The sequence below is a fragment of the Ornithinimicrobium carbonis genome (assembly GCF_050703245.1).
Classification (GTDB): Bacteria; Actinomycetota; Actinomycetes; order Actinomycetales; family Dermatophilaceae; genus Ornithinicoccus.
This window is the reverse complement of the sequence record NZ_CP192647.1, coordinates 3335197-3352082: the sequence shown is the minus strand read 5'-3', so window position 1 is coordinate 3352082 and position 16886 is coordinate 3335197. Positions and strand designations below refer to the sequence as shown.

At 72.9% G+C, this 16886-nt stretch carries 12 protein-coding genes, 3 tRNA genes and 2 pseudogenes; 6 read left to right on the top strand and 11 right to left on the bottom strand.

What is annotated here, in order from left to right:
- Nucleotides 1–13: 13 nt before the first annotated feature.
- From lpdA to ACQ95T_RS16800, 3 genes are all read right to left on the bottom strand, one after another.
- Entirely contained in the window at nucleotides 14–1411 is a 1398-nt protein-coding gene (gene lpdA, locus ACQ95T_RS16810) for a dihydrolipoyl dehydrogenase (RefSeq protein WP_431473138.1), read from the bottom strand.
- A 15-nt stretch (nucleotides 1412–1426) separates the two neighbouring features.
- Complete coding sequence (locus ACQ95T_RS16805) at nucleotides 1427–1600, bottom strand: hypothetical protein (protein WP_425941938.1); 174 nt, start codon at nucleotides 1598–1600, stop codon at nucleotides 1427–1429.
- A gap of 61 nt (nucleotides 1601–1661) precedes the next feature.
- Entirely contained in the window at nucleotides 1662–2465 is an 804-nt protein-coding gene (locus tag ACQ95T_RS16800; protein ID WP_425941936.1) for a PadR family transcriptional regulator, read from the bottom strand.
- A 315-nt stretch (nucleotides 2466–2780) separates the two neighbouring features.
- Here ACQ95T_RS16800 and ACQ95T_RS16795 point away from each other — a divergent pair, with 315 nt between their 5' ends.
- The 6 genes and pseudogenes from ACQ95T_RS16795 to ACQ95T_RS16770 all read left to right on the top strand — a co-directional run bounded on the left by ACQ95T_RS16795 (nucleotide 2781) and on the right by ACQ95T_RS16770 (nucleotide 10986).
- Nucleotides 2781–4604: an acetolactate synthase large subunit gene (locus tag ACQ95T_RS16795; RefSeq protein ID WP_425941934.1), complete on the top strand. Its 1824-nt coding sequence runs from the start codon at nucleotides 2781–2783 to the stop codon at nucleotides 4602–4604.
- Nucleotides 4605–4730: 126 nt separating this feature from the next.
- Nucleotides 4731–5063: an acetolactate synthase small subunit gene (gene ilvN, locus ACQ95T_RS16790; RefSeq protein ID WP_431473137.1), complete on the top strand. Its 333-nt coding sequence runs from the start codon at nucleotides 4731–4733 to the stop codon at nucleotides 5061–5063.
- 109 nt (nucleotides 5064–5172) lie between these two features.
- A pseudogene (gene ilvC, locus ACQ95T_RS16785) lies at nucleotides 5173–6205 on the top strand (ketol-acid reductoisomerase).
- An 82-nt stretch (nucleotides 6206–6287) separates the two neighbouring features.
- Nucleotides 6288–7917: pseudogene (gene ilvD / locus ACQ95T_RS16780) on the top strand (dihydroxy-acid dehydratase).
- Nucleotides 7918–7995: 78 nt separating this feature from the next.
- Nucleotides 7996–9891, top strand: coding sequence for a chorismate-binding protein (locus tag ACQ95T_RS16775; protein WP_425941928.1), 1896 nt, complete (start codon nucleotides 7996–7998; stop codon nucleotides 9889–9891).
- A gap of 15 nt (nucleotides 9892–9906) precedes the next feature.
- Nucleotides 9907–10986, top strand: a complete 1080-nt coding sequence (locus tag ACQ95T_RS16770; RefSeq protein ID WP_425941927.1) for a carboxylate-amine ligase — start codon at nucleotides 9907–9909, stop codon at nucleotides 10984–10986.
- A gap of 70 nt (nucleotides 10987–11056) precedes the next feature.
- Here ACQ95T_RS16770 and ACQ95T_RS16765 read toward each other — a convergent pair whose 3' ends face one another.
- The 8 genes from ACQ95T_RS16765 to ACQ95T_RS16730 all read right to left on the bottom strand — a co-directional run bounded on the left by ACQ95T_RS16765 (nucleotide 11057) and on the right by ACQ95T_RS16730 (nucleotide 16871).
- The gene (locus ACQ95T_RS16765; protein WP_431473136.1) at nucleotides 11057–11584 is read right to left on the bottom strand and encodes a DUF4442 domain-containing protein; all 528 of its coding nucleotides are present in this window, start codon (nucleotides 11582–11584) and stop codon (nucleotides 11057–11059) included.
- A 24-nt stretch (nucleotides 11585–11608) separates the two neighbouring features.
- A complete protein-coding gene (locus ACQ95T_RS16760; protein ID WP_425941923.1) occupies nucleotides 11609–12709 on the bottom strand; it encodes an ABC transporter ATP-binding protein in 1101 nt (366 codons plus the stop codon).
- Between the two features lie 8 nt (nucleotides 12710–12717).
- Nucleotides 12718–14295, bottom strand: a complete 1578-nt coding sequence (locus ACQ95T_RS16755; RefSeq protein WP_425941921.1) for an ABC transporter permease — start codon at nucleotides 14293–14295, stop codon at nucleotides 12718–12720.
- A gap of 38 nt (nucleotides 14296–14333) precedes the next feature.
- Nucleotides 14334–15452 carry an iron ABC transporter substrate-binding protein gene (locus tag ACQ95T_RS16750; protein ID WP_425941919.1) on the bottom strand — a complete coding sequence of 373 codons (1119 nt, stop codon included), beginning with the start codon at nucleotides 15450–15452 and terminating at the stop codon, nucleotides 14334–14336.
- Between the two features lie 323 nt (nucleotides 15453–15775).
- A tRNA-Phe gene (locus ACQ95T_RS16745) sits at nucleotides 15776–15849 on the bottom strand.
- Between the two features lie 58 nt (nucleotides 15850–15907).
- A tRNA-Asp gene (locus ACQ95T_RS16740) sits at nucleotides 15908–15981 on the bottom strand.
- A 22-nt stretch (nucleotides 15982–16003) separates the two neighbouring features.
- Nucleotides 16004–16076 (bottom strand) — tRNA-Glu (locus ACQ95T_RS16735).
- 99 nt (nucleotides 16077–16175) lie between these two features.
- On the bottom strand, nucleotides 16176–16871 hold the full coding sequence (locus ACQ95T_RS16730) for an NAD(P)H-binding protein (RefSeq protein WP_425941918.1): 696 nt from the start codon (nucleotides 16869–16871) through the stop codon (nucleotides 16176–16178).
- Nucleotides 16872–16886 lie beyond the last annotated feature (15 nt).

Below are 16886 nucleotides of genomic sequence, written 5' to 3'. Positions count from 1 at the left end.
CCCGGTGCCCGCGTCAGAAGTTGATCATGTGGCCGGCGATGCCGTGCATGGCCTCCTTGACGGCCTCACCCAGGGTCGGGTGCGCGAAGACGACGCGGGAGACCTCGTCGGCGGTGAGGTCCCAGGTCTGGGCCACGTTGATCGCCGGCAGCAGCTCGGTCACGTCCGGTCCGATCAGGTGGGCCCCGAGGATCTCGTGGTGCTCGGCGTCAGCGACGATCTTGACGAACCCGACGGGCTCGCCCAGGCCCATGGCCTTGCCGTTGGCGGTGAACGGGAAGCTGGCGACCTTGATCTCGTGCCCGGCGTCCTTGGCCTGCTGCTCGGTCAGGCCCATCGAGGCGACCTGCGGCTGGCAGTAGGTGGCCCGGGGGATCATCCGGTAGTCCAGCGGCATCGTCTCGGCGCCGGCGATGACCTCGGCCGCGACGATGCCCATCGACTCGGCCACGTGGGCCAGCATCAGCTTGGCCGTGACGTCGCCGATGGCGTAGACGCCGTCGACGTTGGTGCGCATGTAGTCGTCGATCGCGATGGCGCCGCGCTCGGTCAGCTCGACGACTCCGGTGCTCTCCAGGCCGAACCCCTCGGTGCGGGGGGCGAAGCCGATGGCCGACAACAGCCGGTCCGCCTCGAGCGTCTCCTCCTTGCCGTCCTTGCTCACCTTGACCTTCACGCCCGATCCGGTGTCCTCGACCGCCTCGACCTTGGTGCCGGTGAGGACCTTCACGCCGAGCTTCTTGTAGTGCTTGGCCAGCTCCTTGGAGATGTCCGCGTCCTCGGCGGGGACCATGCGGTCCATGAACTCCACGATCGTCACGTCGACCCCGAAGTTCTTCATCACGTAGGCGAACTCCACACCGATCGCGCCGGAGCCGGCGATGATGATCGAGCCGGGCAGCTCCTCGTCGAGGATCTGCTCCTCGTAGGTGACGACGTTCTTGCTGACCTCCACGCCCGGGAGCATCCGGGTCACCGAGCCGGTGGCGAGGATGAGGTTGTCGAACTCCAGCTGCTGGGTCTGGCCGTCGTTGAGCGCGACGTCCATGCTCTTCGGGCCGGTGAGGGTGCCCCAGCCGTCGATCTCGGTGATCTTGTTCTTCTTCATGAGGAAGTGGACGCCCTTGACGATGCCGGCCGAGACCTGCCGGCTGCGCTTGAACGTCGGGCCGTAGGACATCGTGGCGTCACCCTCGATGCCGAACTTCTTCTTGTCGTGCTGCAGCGTGTGGGCCAGCTCGGCGTTCTTCAGCAGCGCCTTGGACGGGATGCACCCGACGTTGAGACAGACACCGCCCCAGTACTGCTTCTCGACGACGGCCACCTTCTTGCCCAGCTGGCTCGCGCGGATCGCCGCGACATACCCACCGGGACCGGCGCCCAGGACAACAACGTCAAAGTGATCGGCCATGGGGTCAGTATGCCGTCAGGCCTCCGGCGCCGCGCCCCGGGCACCCCCGGAGGGCCGCAGCCGCCCCACCAGCACCGTCGCCGGGAACAGAGCCAGCGCCGCCGCCCCGACCATCTTCGCCGTCTCCTCGGCCACCCGGCGCACCGTGGAGTCGATGCCGGTCAGGTCGAGGGCCACCGACGCGGCCATGGCGTCAGGGCGCGGACGGGCACCAGGGGCAGGAGGGGTCGTCGACGCGACGTCGGCACGCTCACTCCTCGATGATCTCTCCCTCGGCGACCTCGTCCTCGCCGTCGGGGCCCGCGCCTCCCGCCCCCGGGTCGTCCTCGCGGGCGACCTCGGTCTCGGCGAGCATCCGGTAGAGCTCGCGCCGGGTGCGGTCCAGCAGCCCGGCCGCCCGCTCCGTGAGGTCCTCGTCGCCGGACTGGCCCACCGCCTGCGCGGCGACCGCCAGCCCGCCCACGGCCTTCCACAGCCGCGTGCCGCTGCCGCGGCCGGACTCCCGGCGGCCACGCCGCCCGCCGCCCGCGCTGCCCGTGCCGCGACCGGTGCCCGCCCACGGGTCGGCCGGCTCGTGGCCGGTGGCGAACCCCGGGTCGGGGCCGTCCGCGGCAGCCTGCCGGCCGGCGTCGGTCAGCGTGTAGGCCTTGCGCCCGTCGTGCTCGACCTGCTCGATGAGGCCCTCGTCCTCCAGCTGGGCCAGGGCCGGGTAGATCGCGCCCGAGCTGGGCTGCCACTCCCCGAACGTGCGCTCGGAGATCTCCTGCATGAGCTGGTAGCCGTTCATCGGCCCGCCCGCGAGCAGGTGCAGGACGGCGTTGCGCACGTCCCCGCGGCGGGCCCGTCGGGCCCGTCCCTGCGGACCGCCCCGGCGGTGCTGGTGCCGGTCGCCGCCGAGGCCCGTGCCGCCCAGGTCCACCCCCGGCCAGGAGCCGGTGCCGAACGGCCCCTGCGGACCGAAGATGCCGCCCGGGCCCATGGGGCCGCGCGGACCGAACGGTCCCTCGGGACCGAAGAACTGCTCCGGGTCGAACCCGCCTCGTCGCTGTGTCATGGCTCCATCGTCCGCCTGCGGTGTCGACATGTCAACGTCATATCGATAGCGGCGCACCCGGCTGCCCCGGGGTGCACTGCATACCTGTGCGGTCGGTCACATATCCATCCAGGGGGTTGACGTCGCGGCAGCGATGGGCCAGAGTTGCGCCCATGCACCTCTTCGTTCTCGTACTTATTAGCCAGGGACGCGCCACGGCCTGATCTCAGACCGCGCCGCGTCCTCCCCTCGTCAGCCCTCCGGGCCGAGGGGTTTTTTGTTGCCCGACCACCACTCCGACACCCTCCAGCACCCCTCGTAGTCAGGACCAGGACGATGACCGCCACCCCCGTGAGCAGCGACACGATCACCGACGGCGCGACCGTGACCGCCCCCGGCACCACCGGCGGGCGGTCCGTGGACGGAGGCCCCCGCACCGGGGCCGAGCAGCTCGTCGACACCCTCCGGCGGGTCGGGGTGGAGCACATCTTCGGCCTGCCCGGCGGCGCGGTGCTGCCCCTCTACGACGCGCTCTACGAGGCCGAGGGGATCCGCCACATCCTCGTCCGGCACGAGCAGGGCGCCGGCCACGCCGCGCAAGGGTATGCAGCCGCGACCGGGAAGGTCGGCGTGTGCCTGGCCACGAGCGGGCCGGGGGCGACGAACCTGGTGACCCCGCTGGCCGACGCCAACATGGACTCGGTCCCGATGGTGGCGATCACCGGGAACGTGGCCAGCACCGCGATCGGCTCGGACGCCTTCCAGGAGGCGGACATCCGCTCGATCTCGATGCCGGTGACCAAGCACTCCTTCTTCGTCACCCGTCCCGACGAGATCGCCGCCACCATCGCCTCGGCCTTCCACCTGGCCTCCACCGGCCGTCCGGGCCCGGTCCTGGTCGACATCACCAAGGACGCCCTGATCGCCCACGCGAGCGACGAGCTGCGCCAGCTGCCGATGCCCGGCTACCGGCCCGCGACGGCCCCGGCGCCGCAGGAGGTCCGCGACGCCGTCGAGCTGATGCTCACCGCCCGTCGTCCCGTCCTCTACGTCGGCGGAGGCTGCATCCGCGCGAACGCCTCCGAGCAGGTGCGGGCCCTGGCCGAGCTCACCGGGATGCCGGTGGTCACCACCCTCATGGCCCGCGGAGCCTTCCCGGACAGCCACCCCCAGCACATGGGGATGCCGGGGATGCACGGCACCGTCTCGGCGGTCGCCGCCCTGCAGAAGTCCGACCTCATCATCAGCCTGGGCGCCCGCTTCGACGACCGGGTCACCGGGGCCAAGGACTCCTTCGCCCCCGGCGCCACGATCGTGCACGCCGACATCGACCCGGCCGAGATCGGCAAGAACTTCCCCACCGCGGTCGGCCTCCTGGGTGACGCCCGCGCGACGATCGAGCTGCTCGCCACCGAGTGGACCCGCCGCACCGCCGAGGGCGCGACCTACGACTTCGAGGCGTGGAACGCCCGCTGCCGCGGCTGGAAGTCGCGCTACCCGCTGGGCTACGAGGAGCCCAGCGACGGTGCCCTCGCCCCGCAGTACGTCATCGAGCGCCTCGGCGCCCTCGCCGGTCCGGACGCGATCTTCGCCTCCGGCGTCGGGCAGCACCAGATGTGGGCCAGCCAGTTCATCGGCTACGAGGAGCCGCGCCGCTGGCTCAACTCCGGCGGGCTGGGGACCATGGGGTATGCCGTGCCCGCCGCCATGGGCGCGAAGGTGGCCATGCCGGGCAGCACCGTCTGGGCCATCGACGGCGACGGCTGCTTCCAGATGACCAACCAGGAGCTGGCCACCTGCGCGATCGAGGGCATCCCGATCAAGGTCGCGATCATCAACAACGCGGCCCTGGGGATGGTCAAGCAGTGGCAGGCGCTGTTCTACTCCGAGCGCTTCAGCGCCTCCCAGCTGCCCTCGGCCCAGATCCCGGACTTCGCCGCGCTGGCCCGGGCCTACGGCTGCGTGGGGCTGCGCTGCGACACCCGCGAGGACGTGGACCGCACGATCGAGGAGGCCATGGCCGTCGACGACCAGCCGGTCGTCGTGGACTTCCGGGTCAGCAAGGACTCGATGGTCTGGCCGATGGTCCCCGCCGGCACCAGCAACGACGCCATCCAGCACGCGCGCGACCTCACCCCCGAGTTCGGCGAGGACGAGTGATGACGCTGCTCCACGACTACCCGCTGCCCGACCGCGAGGTCCCCACGGCCCCGCAGGCCCACCGACCCGTTCCTCCCTCCTCCACCCCTCCCCCCCCCCACCGGCACCACCACGAAAGGCACTCCCATGCGACCCGACCACCACCGCCACGCCCTGTCCGTCCTGGTCGAGAACAACCCCGGCGTCCTCGCCCGGGTCTCGGTCCTCTTCGCCCGGCGCAACTTCAACATCGACCACCTGGTCGTCGGTCCGACCGAGGACAACAAGGTCTCCCGGATGACCATCGTCGTCAACGTCGACGCGGAGCAGCTGCACAAGGTCACCAGCCAGCTGGACAAGCTCGTCGAGGTCATCCACATCCAGGAGCTCGACGACGCGGACGCCATCCGCACCCAGCTGTGGGAGATCAACGACAACGGTCCCCGCCCGGTCGGCGCCATGGCGGCCGCCGCCTTCTGACCCGGCGGCGCGCCGCACCGCATACCCTCTGCACCACCTGGACCACGGCGCCACCCCCGCGCCGCGGTCCCCCCACCTGCACCCCACCACCACAGGAGAGAACACGCCGATGGCCACCATGTACTACGACGACGACGCCGACCTGTCCATCATCCAGGGCCGGAAGGTCGCCGTGCTCGGCTACGGCAGCCAGGGGCACGCGCACGCGCTGTCGCTGCGGGACTCCGGCGTCGACGTCCGGGTCGGGCTCGCCGAGGGCAGCTCGAGCCGGGACAAGGCGCGGGCCGAGGGGCTGGCCGTCATGACGCCGGCGGAGGCCTGCGCGGAGGCCGACGTCATCATGGTGCTCGTCCCCGACCACGTGCAGCGCCACCTCTACGCCGAGGCGATCGAGCCGCACCTCTCCGACGGCAAGGCGCTGTTCTTCAGCCACGGCTTCAACATCCGGTTCGGCTACATCAAGCCCCCGGCCGGCGTGGACGTGTGCATGGTCGCGCCGAAGGGCCCGGGCCACCTCGTGCGCCGGGAGTACGTCGACGGGCGCGGCGTGCCGGTGCTCGTGGCCGTGGAGCAGGACGCGACCGGCGACGCCAAGGCGCTGGCGCTGTCCTACGCCTCGGCGATCGGCGGCCTGCGCGCCGGCGGCATCGAGACCACCTTCACGGAGGAGACCGAGACCGACCTCTTCGGCGAGCAGTCGGTGCTCTGCGGGGGCATGAGCCAGCTGGTGATGTACGGCTTCGAGACGCTCACCGAGGCCGGCTACCAGCCGGAGGTGGCCTACTTCGAGTGCCTGCACGAGCTCAAGCTCATCGTCGACCTCATGTACGAGGGTGGCATCGCCAAGCAGCGCTGGTCGATCTCCGACACCGCGGAGTACGGCGACTACGTCTCTCGGTCCGCGGGTCATCGACCCCAGCGTGAAGGAGAACATGCAGGCGGTGCTGGAGGACATCCGCAACGGGTCCTTCGCCGACCGCTTCATCCAGGACCAGGACGCGGGCGCGCCGGAGTTCAAGGCCCTGCGCGAGAAGGGCGCCCAGCACCCGATCGAGGCCACCGGCAAGGAGCTGCGCGGGATGATGGCCTGGGTCAAGTCGCACGACAGCGACTACGTCGAGGGGTCGGCCGCACGTGACTGAGCCCACCGTCCCGACCGGGGTCGACCCCAAGCCCCGCTCGCGGGACGTCACCGACGGGCTGGAGAAGACCGCCGCGCGCGGCATGCTCCGGGCGGTCGGCATGGGGGACGACGACTGGGTCAAGCCCCAGGTCGGCGTCGCCAGCAGCTGGAACGAGATCACGCCCTGCAACCTGTCGCTGGACCGGCTCGCCAAGGCCGTCAAGGACGGGGTGCACTCCGCCGGCGGCTACCCGCTGGAGTTCGGCACGATCTCGGTCTCCGACGGCATCTCGATGGGCCACGAGGGGATGCACTACTCCCTGGTGTCGCGGGAGATCATCGCCGACTCCGTGGAGACGGTGATGTCGGCCGAGCGGCTCGACGGGTCGGTGCTGCTCGCCGGCTGCGACAAGTCGCTGCCCGGGATGCTCATGGCCGCGGCCCGGCTGGACCTGGCCTCGGTGTTCGTCTACGCCGGGTCGATCCTGCCCGGCCGGGCCCGCATGTCCGACGGCTCGGAGCGCGAGGTCACGATCATCGACGCCTTCGAGGCCGTCGGGGCGTGCGCCGCCGGGCTGATGTCGCGCGAGGACGTCGACGCCATCGAGCGGGCGATCTGCCCGGGCGAGGGCGCCTGCGGCGGCTTCTACACGGCCAACACGATGGCCGCGGCGGCAGAGGCCCTCGGCATGTCGCTGCCCGGCTCGGCGGCACCGCCGGCCACGGACCGCCGCCGGGACGGGTTCGCCCGCCGGTCCGGCGAGGCTGTGGTGAACATGCTGCGCACCGGGCTGACGGCCCGGCAGATCCTCACCCGGGAGGCGTTCGAGAACGCGATCGCGGTGACGATGGCCTTCGGCGGGTCGACCAACGCGGTGCTGCACCTGCTGGCGATCGCCAGCGAGGCCGAGGTGCCGCTCACGCTGGACGACTTCCGGCGGATCGGGGCCAAGGTGCCGCACCTGGCGGACGTCAAGCCGTTCGGGCGGCACGTCATGGTCGACATCGACCGGATCGGCGGCATCCCCGTCGTCATGCAGGCGCTGCTCGACGCCGACCTGCTGCACGGCGACGCGATGACGGTGACCGGGAGGACGGTGGCCGAGAACCTGCGCGAGCTCGGCGCCCCGCCGCTGGACGGGACGGTCCTGCGGACGATGGACAACCCGATCCACGCCACCGGTGGGCTGACGATCCTGCAGGGGTCGCTGGCCCCCGGGGGAGCGGTCGTGAAGTCGGCCGGTTTCGACTCCGACGTCTTCCGCGGCACCGCCCGGGTCTTCGACGGGGAGCGAGCCGCGATGGACGCGCTCGAGGCCGGCGCCGTCTCGGCCGGCGACGTCGTGGTCATCCGCTACGAGGGACCCAAGGGGTGGCCCGGGCATGCGCGAGATGCTCGCGATCACCGGGGCGATCAAGGGCGCCGGCCTGGGCAAGGACGTCCTGCTCATCACCGACGGGCGCTTCTCCGGCGGGACGACCGGCCTGTGCGTGGGCCACATCGCCCCCGAGGCCACCGACGGCGGCCCGGTCGCGCTCGTGCAGGACGGCGACCCGATCGTCCTGGACGTGGCGGGCGGCCGGCTCGACCTGGAGGTCGACGAGGCCGAGCTGGAGCGGCGCCGGGCGGGCTGGTCGCCCCCGGAGCCGCCCGCGCGGGCGCGTCGCGGCGTGCTGGCCAAGTACGTCCAGCTCGTCGGGTCCGCCTCGGAGGGTGCGGTCACCCACTGAACGTGCAGTCGGTCGTGGCCCCGGCCGGGGCCACGATCGACTGCGGCCGCCCAGGCCCGGGATGGGAGGATGGCCGGCATGCCGTCCCGCCCCCTCGACCAGATCCTCGCCGACCCCTCGGGCCAGTCCTGGGCGGTCCTGTGGCGCGAGGGTCAGCAGCAGGCCGAGGTGGTCGTGGGCGACGTCGTCGACCTGCACCGGCTGGCCGACCTGCCCCGTCCGCGCGAGGGCGAGCCGGTCCTGGCGCTGGTGCCCTACCGGCAGATCACCGAGCGCGGCTTCGCCGCCCACGACGACGGCACCCCGCTGCGCGTGCTGCGCCCGGCCGGCCCCACGGCATACCAGCACCTGCCCGTGGACGAGCTCGTCGCCGCGCTGCCCACGGTGCCCGTCGAGGTGACCGACGAGCGGTTCAGCGTCTCCGACGACGACTACGCCCGGATCGTCGAGCGGGTCATCACCGACGAGATCGGCACCGGCGAGGGGGCGAACTTCGTCATCCGCCGGGACGTGCTGTGCCGCACCGCGACCGACCCTGCGCTGGCCGCCCTGACGTGGCTGCGGACGCTGCTCACCGACGAGCAGGGCGCCTACTGGAGCTTCGCGGTGCACACACCCGGGCACACCCTCGTCGGCGCCACCCCCGAGCGGCACGTCAGCGTCAAGGACGGGCGGGTGTGGATGAACCCGATCTCGGGCACCTTCCGCCACCCGCGCGGCGCCGACCCCGACGGCAGCGTGGTGACGGCGGCGTTCACCGACTTCGTCCAGGACACCAAGGAGACCGAGGAGCTCTTCATGGTGGTCGACGAGGAGATGAAGATGATGGCCCAGATCTGCTCCGACGGCGGGCGGATCACCGGCCCGCTGCTGAAGCAGATGGCCCACCTGACGCACACGGAGTACCTCCTGGACGGCGCCAGCGAGGCCGACGTACGGGACGTGCTGCGCGCCACCATGTTCGCCCCGACGGTCACCGGCTCGCCGATGGAGAACGCCTGCAGCGTGATCCGCCGGCACGAGCCCGGCGGCCGCGGCTACTACTCCGGGGTGCTCGCCCTCGTCGACCTCGACGAGGAGGGAGGGGAGCGGCTGGACGCGCCGATCCTCATCCGTACCGCCCACGTCGACGACGCCGGCACGATCACCGTCAGCGCGGGGGCCACGCTCGTGCGCCACTCCGACCCGCGCTCGGAGGTGGAGGAGACCAGCGCCAAGGCGCGGGGCATGCTCGCCGCGCTCGGCCTGCGCGAGCGCCGGGGAGGAGGGTATGCGGTGCAGCTCGCCTCCCTGCCCGGCGTCGCCGAGGCCCTGGCCGCGCGCAACGAGACCCTCTCGCCGTTCTGGCTGTCGCCGCAGGAGGTGCGTCCGGACCCCGATCTGGCCGGCCGGCGGGTGCTGGTGGTCGACGCCGAGGACACCTGGACCCAGATGCTGGCGCACATGGTCCGGCACGTGGGGATGACCGCCACCGTCCGCCGGTGGGAGGACGTCCGGGTCGAGGACGTCCTGGACGAGGGGCTGGACCTGCTCCTCCTGGGCCCGGGGCCCGGCGACCCGACCCGGCGGGAGGACCCGCGGATCGCCCGGTTGCGCGAGCTGGCGCTGGCGCGGCTGGAGGCCGACCGGCCCCTGCTGGCCGTGTGCCTGTCCCACCAGGTGCTCTGCGACCTGGCGGGCCTGGAGATCTCGGTGCTGCAGAGGCCGAACCAGGGCGTCCAGCTGCCGGTCGACCTGTGGGGCCGCCGGCGGCTGATCGGCTTCTACAACACCTTCGTCGCCAGGCCGTCCGGGGTGGCGCCGGTGCTGGCCGGGCGGGACCTGGAGGTGGCGCTGCACGAGGACGGCCAGGGGGTCGTCGCGCTCCGCGGCCGGGGGGTGGCCACGATCCAGGGTCACGCCGAGTCGGTCCTCTCCCGGGACGGCCTGGTCACCCTGCACGAGCTGCTTCGGCACGCCGTGGGAGCACCCTAGGGGGAGACTGGACGGATGCGCACCGTCGGCGTGGAGGAGGAGCTGCTCCTGGTCGACGTGCGCACCGGCGAGCTCGTCCCGGCGGCGGAGGTGGTCCTGCGGGACGCCGACGAGCGGATCACCTCCGAGTTCCTCGCGCAGATGATCGAGACGCGCACCCGTCCCCACGCGGACGCCGACGACCTGCGCGCGGACCTGCTGGGCCTCCGGAGCGAGGTGGCCGTCCGCGCGGCCGAGCTGGGGGCCGTCCCCGCGGCCCTGAGCACCTCGCCGCTCCCGTTCCGGCCCGTGGTCATGCCGGTGGAGCGCTACGGGCGGATCGTGCAGGAGTACGGCGTGCTGGCGCGCCAGCACCTCACCTGCGCCTGCCACGTGCACGTCGAGGTCGCCGACGAGGACGAGGGTGCAGCCGTCCTCGACGGGCTACGCGACTGGCTGCCGGTGCTGCTGGCCCTGTCGGCCGGGTCGCCGTTCGCGGCGGGGGAGGAGACCGGCTTCGCCAGCTACCGCTGGCAGCTGATGGCCCGCTGGCCCACCTCCGGGCCACCTCCGCCGGTCGGCTCGGCGGAGGGGTACCGGCGCGTGGTGGACGCCCTGCTGGAGACGGGGGTGATCCTGGACCCGGGGATGCTCTACCTCGACGCCCGCCTCTCGGCCCACCAGCCGACCGTGGAGGTCCGGGTGGCCGACGTGTGCCCCGACGTGCGGGTGACGGTGCTGCTGGCCGTGCTCGTGCGGGCGATGGTGGAGACGGCGGCGGAGGAGGGTGCCGGGGCTGCGGCGGCGGGTGCGGCGACGGACACGGCGCTGCTGCGGGCGGCCACCTGGCAGGCGTCCCGGGCCGGTCTCACGGGCCGGCTGGTCGACCCGACGACGGGTCGGCTCGCCCCGGCGGCAGCGGTCGTCCGTGGCCTGGTCGACCACGTCCGGCCGGCGCTGGCGCGGGCCGGTGACCTGGAGCTCGTCGAGCGCGAGGTGGGGCGGCTCCTCGATGCCGGGGGTGAGGCGTCCCGGCAGCGCGATGTGCTGCGCCGGACCGGGAGGCTGGCCGACGTGGTCGCCGACGTGGCCCGGCGGACGGTCGAGGGCACCTGACGCGATCGGTCTGCGGGGCGGTCGGCTGAGGGCAGCAGGTGCACCGAGGGCGGTCGGGTGCGCCGGGACGTCAGCTCCGGGCACGCCGGACGTAGACCTGCTTGCGGATGCGGGCGACCAGGGTGCCGTCGTCGGCGGTCACGTCGTTCTCGAACCAGTGGAGCACCCGGTCGCCGTCGTCGGCGCGCACCTGCAGGTCGTCGAGCACCTCCTGGGAGAGGTGGAAGGTGGTGCAGACCGGCCCCCGGCCGGGTGCGAGGAACTCGACCTCGGCAGCCCGGTCCCAGACCACGTAGCCCGGTCCGAGGTTGCGCAGGACCATGAGCATCCAGAAGGGGTCGCACATCGCGAAGATCGACCCGCCGAACTGGGTGCCCACGTAGTTGCTCGTCAGCGGCGTGTGCCGCAGGCGGACCGCAACCTCGCGGAAGTCGCCGGCGATGTGCTGGACATGGATCCCGGAGAACAGGAAGGGCGGCCAGACGTTCATCCCGACGCGCAGCACCCGGGCGTCGCGGGCCATGGCCTTGAACGGTCCGACCCGCTGGTCGACCTGCTGCCGGGCCCGCCCGGCCGACCTGCTGCCGGGCCCGCCCACCCGCCGGCAGGACGGACGGGCCGCTCACGTCTCGGCCCCGGGGACGGCCCGGCAGGGGCCGTCGACCCAGGCGGCCACGGTGTCCCCGACCGCGGGCGGGAAGGCTCCCGTGCGGGCCTGGGCGGTGAGGCCGCCGGCCAGCTCGAGGGTCACCAGGGCGTCGTGCCCGTGGAAGTCGACCGTCATCACCCGGGCCCGGACCGACCCTGCCGGCGCCGGTCGCCTCGGGTCGTCGGCCGGGGCCAGCTGGACCTGCTCGGGGCGCACGACGACCCGGGTGGCACCGGGGACGCCCGGCACCACCTCGACCCGACCCAGGGGAGTGCTCACCTCGGTGGCGGTCTCGTCGACGAGGTCGACCAGGTCCGCCTCGCCGACGAAGGAGGCCACCCAGGCGTCCACCGGCGTGCCGTAGACCTCCTCGGGCGTGCCGACCTGGCGCACCCGCCCGTCGCGCATGACGGCGACCCGGTCGGCCATCGAGAGGGCCTCGGCCTGGTCGTGGGTGACGAGGATGGCCGTGGCGCCGTCCTCGTGCAGCGCGCGGCGCACGTCGCGGCGCAGCTCCACGCGCAGCGAGGCGTCCAGCGCGCTGAACGGCTCGTCCAGCAGCACCAGGGGTGGGCGCGGCGACAGCGCACGGGCCAGCGCCACCCGCTGCTGCTGGCCACCGGAGAGCTCGTGCGGCATCCGGGCCCCGAGCCCGGCGAGGCCGACCAGCTCGAGGCACTCGGCGATCCTGGCCGAGCGGCGGCGGTCGCGACGGGGCAGTCCGAAGCCGACGTTCTCGGCCACGGACAGGTGCGGGAAGAGCGCCCCCTCCTGCGGGACGACGGCGACCTGACGGCGGTGCGGGGGCAGGTGGATGCCGGGCAGGGCGACGGCCCGGCCGTCCAGGGCGATCCGTCCGCTGTCGATCCGCTCGAAGCCGGCCATGCAGCGCAGCAGCGTGGTCTTGCCGCAGCCGGAGGGGCCCAGCACGGCGAGGAACTCCCCGGAGTCCAGCTGGAGGGAGACCTCCTCGAGCGCGGTGACGTCGCCGAACCGCTTGCTCACGCCGACGATCTCGACGGCGTGCGCCGCCGCCCGGGCGGCCTGCGGGGTGCGGGTGGTGGACGTCGTCATGGTCAGGTTCATGGTTGCATGCCTCTCACGAGATCGACCTCCGGCTCCTCCAGCTCCTCCACCTCGGCCACCGGAGCCCCCGGGCCGACCGCGGGCAGGATCCCGCTGCGGCGGGTGATGAGCCAGGTCGGGACGGCCGCGAGCGCGACCAGCACCAGCGCGTAGGGGGCGGCCTCGGCGTAGCGGCCGATGGCGGTCGCGCTCCACAGCCGGGTCGCCAGCGTCTCGGTCCCGGTCGGGCGCAGCAGCAGCGTGGCGGGCAGCTCCTTCATCGCGGTGAGGAAGACGAGCGCGGCGCCGGCCCCGATCCCGGGCAGCGTCAGCGGCAGGGTGACCCGGCGGAACACCACCGCAGGGGTGGTGCCCAGCGCCTGCGCGGCCTCCTCCAGCGACGGCGGCGCCTGCCCGGCGGCCGAGGCCACCGCGCTGACGCCCAGGGGCAGGAAGAGGGTGGCGTAGGCCAGCGCGAGCAGCCAGGTGGTCTGGTAGAACGGCAGCGCCACGGTGACGCCGAAGAACACCAGCGACAGGCCCACGACGACGCCCGGCAGGGAGTGGGCGAGGTATGCCGCGCGCTCCAGGGCCGCGGACAGGCGCCCCGGGTGGCGGGCGGCGAGGATGCCGACCGGCAGGGCCAGCGCCATCGTCAGCAGCGCACCGGCCCCGGCCGCCGTCAGGGAGCCGGCCGCGGCCTCCCCGAGCCGCTCCCACGCCTGCGACCCCGAGGTCCCGTCGCCGATCCACCGGACCAGGGACAGGGCGGGCACGCCCAGGGCGGCGACGACCACGGCGACCAGACCTGCCAGGGCGGGCCAGCGCCATACCCCGAGGTCCAGTGCCCGGGCCGGGCGCACGACGCGGGGGGAGGAGAACCGGGCCCCTGCCCGCCGGGTCCGCCCCTCGCCCCAGAGGATCGCCAGGGTGATGAGGACGAGCAGCGTGGCCAGGGTCAGCGCCATCGTGCGGTTGAAGCCGGCGTTGAACGCCGTGAAGATCGCCCGGGTGAAGGTGTCCACGCGCAGGATGGACACGGCGCCGAAGTCGGCGAGCACGTAGAGGGACGCGAGCAGCGCCCCTCCCGCGATGGCGGGACGGACCTGCGGCAGCGTGACGGTGGTCAGCGTGCTCCAGGGGCCACGGCCCAGGGAGCGGGCGACCTCCTCCTGGCTGGGGTCCACGCGGACGAGCGCCGCGGCCACGGGCAGGTAGACGTAGGGGTAGGTGTAGAGGGTGAGGACGACCGCGGCGGCGGTGAAGCCCTCGAACCGGGTGCCCGGGTCGGCCGACCACAGGTCGGCCACCGAGACCCAGGTGAACGCCGCGACGTAGCTGGGCACCGCCAACGGAAGGGCCAGCAGGACCGCGAAGAGCCGCCGGCCGGGCACGTCGGAGCGGGTGACGAGCCAGGCGCCGGCGACGCCGATGACCAGGCAGGCGAGGGTGACGACGGCCGCGAGCAGCAGGGAGGTGCTCGCCAGGGTGGCGGTGCGGGCGGTGACGACCGTGTCCCACCAGGACGACAGACCCCCCTGGGCCGTCCGCAGCAGCAGATAGCCCAGGGGGATGAGCGCCACCGCCGTGGCCACGAGGGCCCCGGCGGTGAGCGCTGGGTGCGGTCGTCGGCTCAGAGCAACCCTGCCTCGGTGATCATCTCGATGGTCGTCTGCAGGTCGTCGAGGTCGTTGAGGTCGACGTCGGGCACGTCCAGGCTGTCCAGCGAGGGCAGCGACGGGTCGGGCTCGACGCCCTCGACCATCGGGTACTCGTGGGTGTTCTCCACGAAGTAGGTCTGGCCCGCCTCGGAGAGCAGGTAGTCGACCAGGGCCTGGGCGTCGCCGTCGGCCTGCTCGCCGACCAGACCGATGCCGGAGATGTTGACGAGGGCACCGGTGTCGCCGTCGGGGAAGAAGTGCAGCGCCGCGGAGAGGTCCTCGGCCGGGACGCCCTGCTCCTCGGCCAGCTCGTAGAGGTAGTAGTGGTTGACCAGGCCGGCGTCGATCGCCCCGGAGTCGACGTCGGCGACGATGATGCCGTTCTTCTCCCGGATCTGCGGGTCGTTGGCGGCCATGTCGGTCAGCCACTGCCGGGCGGCGTCGTCGCCCTCGAGCACCCTCATGGCGGTGACGAAGGACTGGAAGCTGGCGTTGGTGGGGGCGATGCCGACGCGACCGGCCCACTCGTCCTCGGTGAGCTCCTGCACCGAGGTCGGCAGGTCCTCCTCGGAGACGGCGTCCTCGTTGTAGACGAGCACCCGGGCGCGTCCGGTCAGACCGACCCAGTCGCCGTCCTGGGACCGGTAGGTCTCCGGGACCAGCTCGAGGGTCTCCTCGGGCAGCTCGAGCAGGCGGCCCTCCTTGGCGACGGCGCCGAGCGCGCCGGCGTCCTGGGCGAGGAAGACCTCGGCGGGGGAGTTGTCCCCCTCCTCGAGGATCTGCGCGGCCATCGCGGCGGTGTCGGCGTAGCGGACCTCGACCTCGATCCCGGTCTCCTCGCTGAAGGCGTCGAGGACGGGCTGGACGAGGTCCTCGTTGCGGCCGCTGTAGAGCGTCACGGTGCCGTCGCTCGAGTCGCCGGCGGCGGCGTCCTCGGTGGTCGTGCCGTCGTCGGTCGTGCCGTCGTCGGTCGTGCCGTCGGCGGTGCCGTCGGCGCCGGACGTCGGCTCCTCGGCGTCCGTCCCGCACGCGGTCAGGCCGAGGCCGAGCACGGCGAGGGCGGCAACGGTGCGCGTGGCGCGGATCGTCATCGGGGGGTCTCCTGGGATGTGATGCGACAGGGAGTGCTTGCGCTTCATCGCTGAGGCAAGGCAACCCTTACTTCAGCACAGGATCGGCGGAGAAGCAATTGGCCACACCAGGACGTGCCGTAAATCACATCGGGTGAGGGGAGGCGGCGCGAAAGGGGCAGGGACGCCACGGCGCTCACGGGGCTTCGCGGCGAGCGCCCCTCGACCCGCGGAGACGTGCGGCGCGCGCCCCCTCGACCCGTGGAGACGTGCGGTGCGCGCCCTCGACCCGCGGAGACGCGAAAGCCGCGGGGGTCTCAGGGGCGCCCCGCGGCTTGTCGCCGTGGCCAGGGGCGGGGTCGAACCGCCGACCTTCCGATTTTCAGTCGGACGCTCGTACCAACTGAGCTACCTGGCCCGGAGTAGTGCAGAGGCGTGGCCCCGGTCTGTCGACCGGAACCACGCCGCACTCTCTGCGACCCCGACGGGACTCGAACCCGCGACCTCCGCCGTGACAGGGCGGCGCGCTAACCAACTGCGCTACGGGGCCTCGTAACAGGACGAGACCTGTGCATCCCCAACGGGATTCGAACCCGTGTTACCGCCGTGAAAGGGCGGGGTCCTAGGCCACTAGACGATGGGGACCCGTCCTGCTCGGTCCCTCGCTCAGAAGCCCTGCTCGGTTCCGTTGAGGACAGTGAGAGAGCATACGGGATGCCGGGCCGGACGCCAAAATGCCCGTCGTCAGGCCGGCGTGGTCCCGCCGGCGACGGCGTCGAGAGCCTGGTCGACGGGCACGTCGCCCCCGTTGAACACCAGGGTCGTCCCGGCGAGCGCAGGACGCTCCACGGCCGCCGCGAGGACCGCGGCCACGTCCGCCCGGGGCACCTGGGCGCCCTCGAAGCCGTCCGCGGGACGGCCGGAGCCGTCGGCCGTCACCAGCTCGACCGCGCCGGTGCCCGGGTCGTCGGTCAGGCCGCTGGGCCCCAGGATCGTCCAGCCCAGGTCGCTCCCGCGCAGGTGCATGTCGGCCGCGCTCTTGGCGTCGGCGTAGGTGGCGAACGGGTTGTCCTGCGGCACACCGTGGTCGGGGCGCGAGCCGGCGTAGGACACCATGACGTAGCGGTCCACCCCGGCGGCCTGGGCGGCGTCCATGGATCGGATGGCCGCGTCCCGGTCGACGGAGAGGGTGCGCTCGGGGCTCCCACCACCGGCGCCCGCGGACCAGATCACCAGGTCGTGACCGTCGAGGAGCTGGGTGAGGCCGGACACGTCGAGCGTCTCGACGTCGGCGACGACCGGCTCCATGCCGGCCTCGCGGACGTCGGCCTCGTGGTCGGGGTTGCGGACGACGCCGCTGACGTCGTGACCGGCCTGCTGCAGCAGGGGACCGGCGAGGAGGGCGATGTTGCCGTGGGCTCCGATGAGTGCGATACGCATGTCAGGGCCAACAGG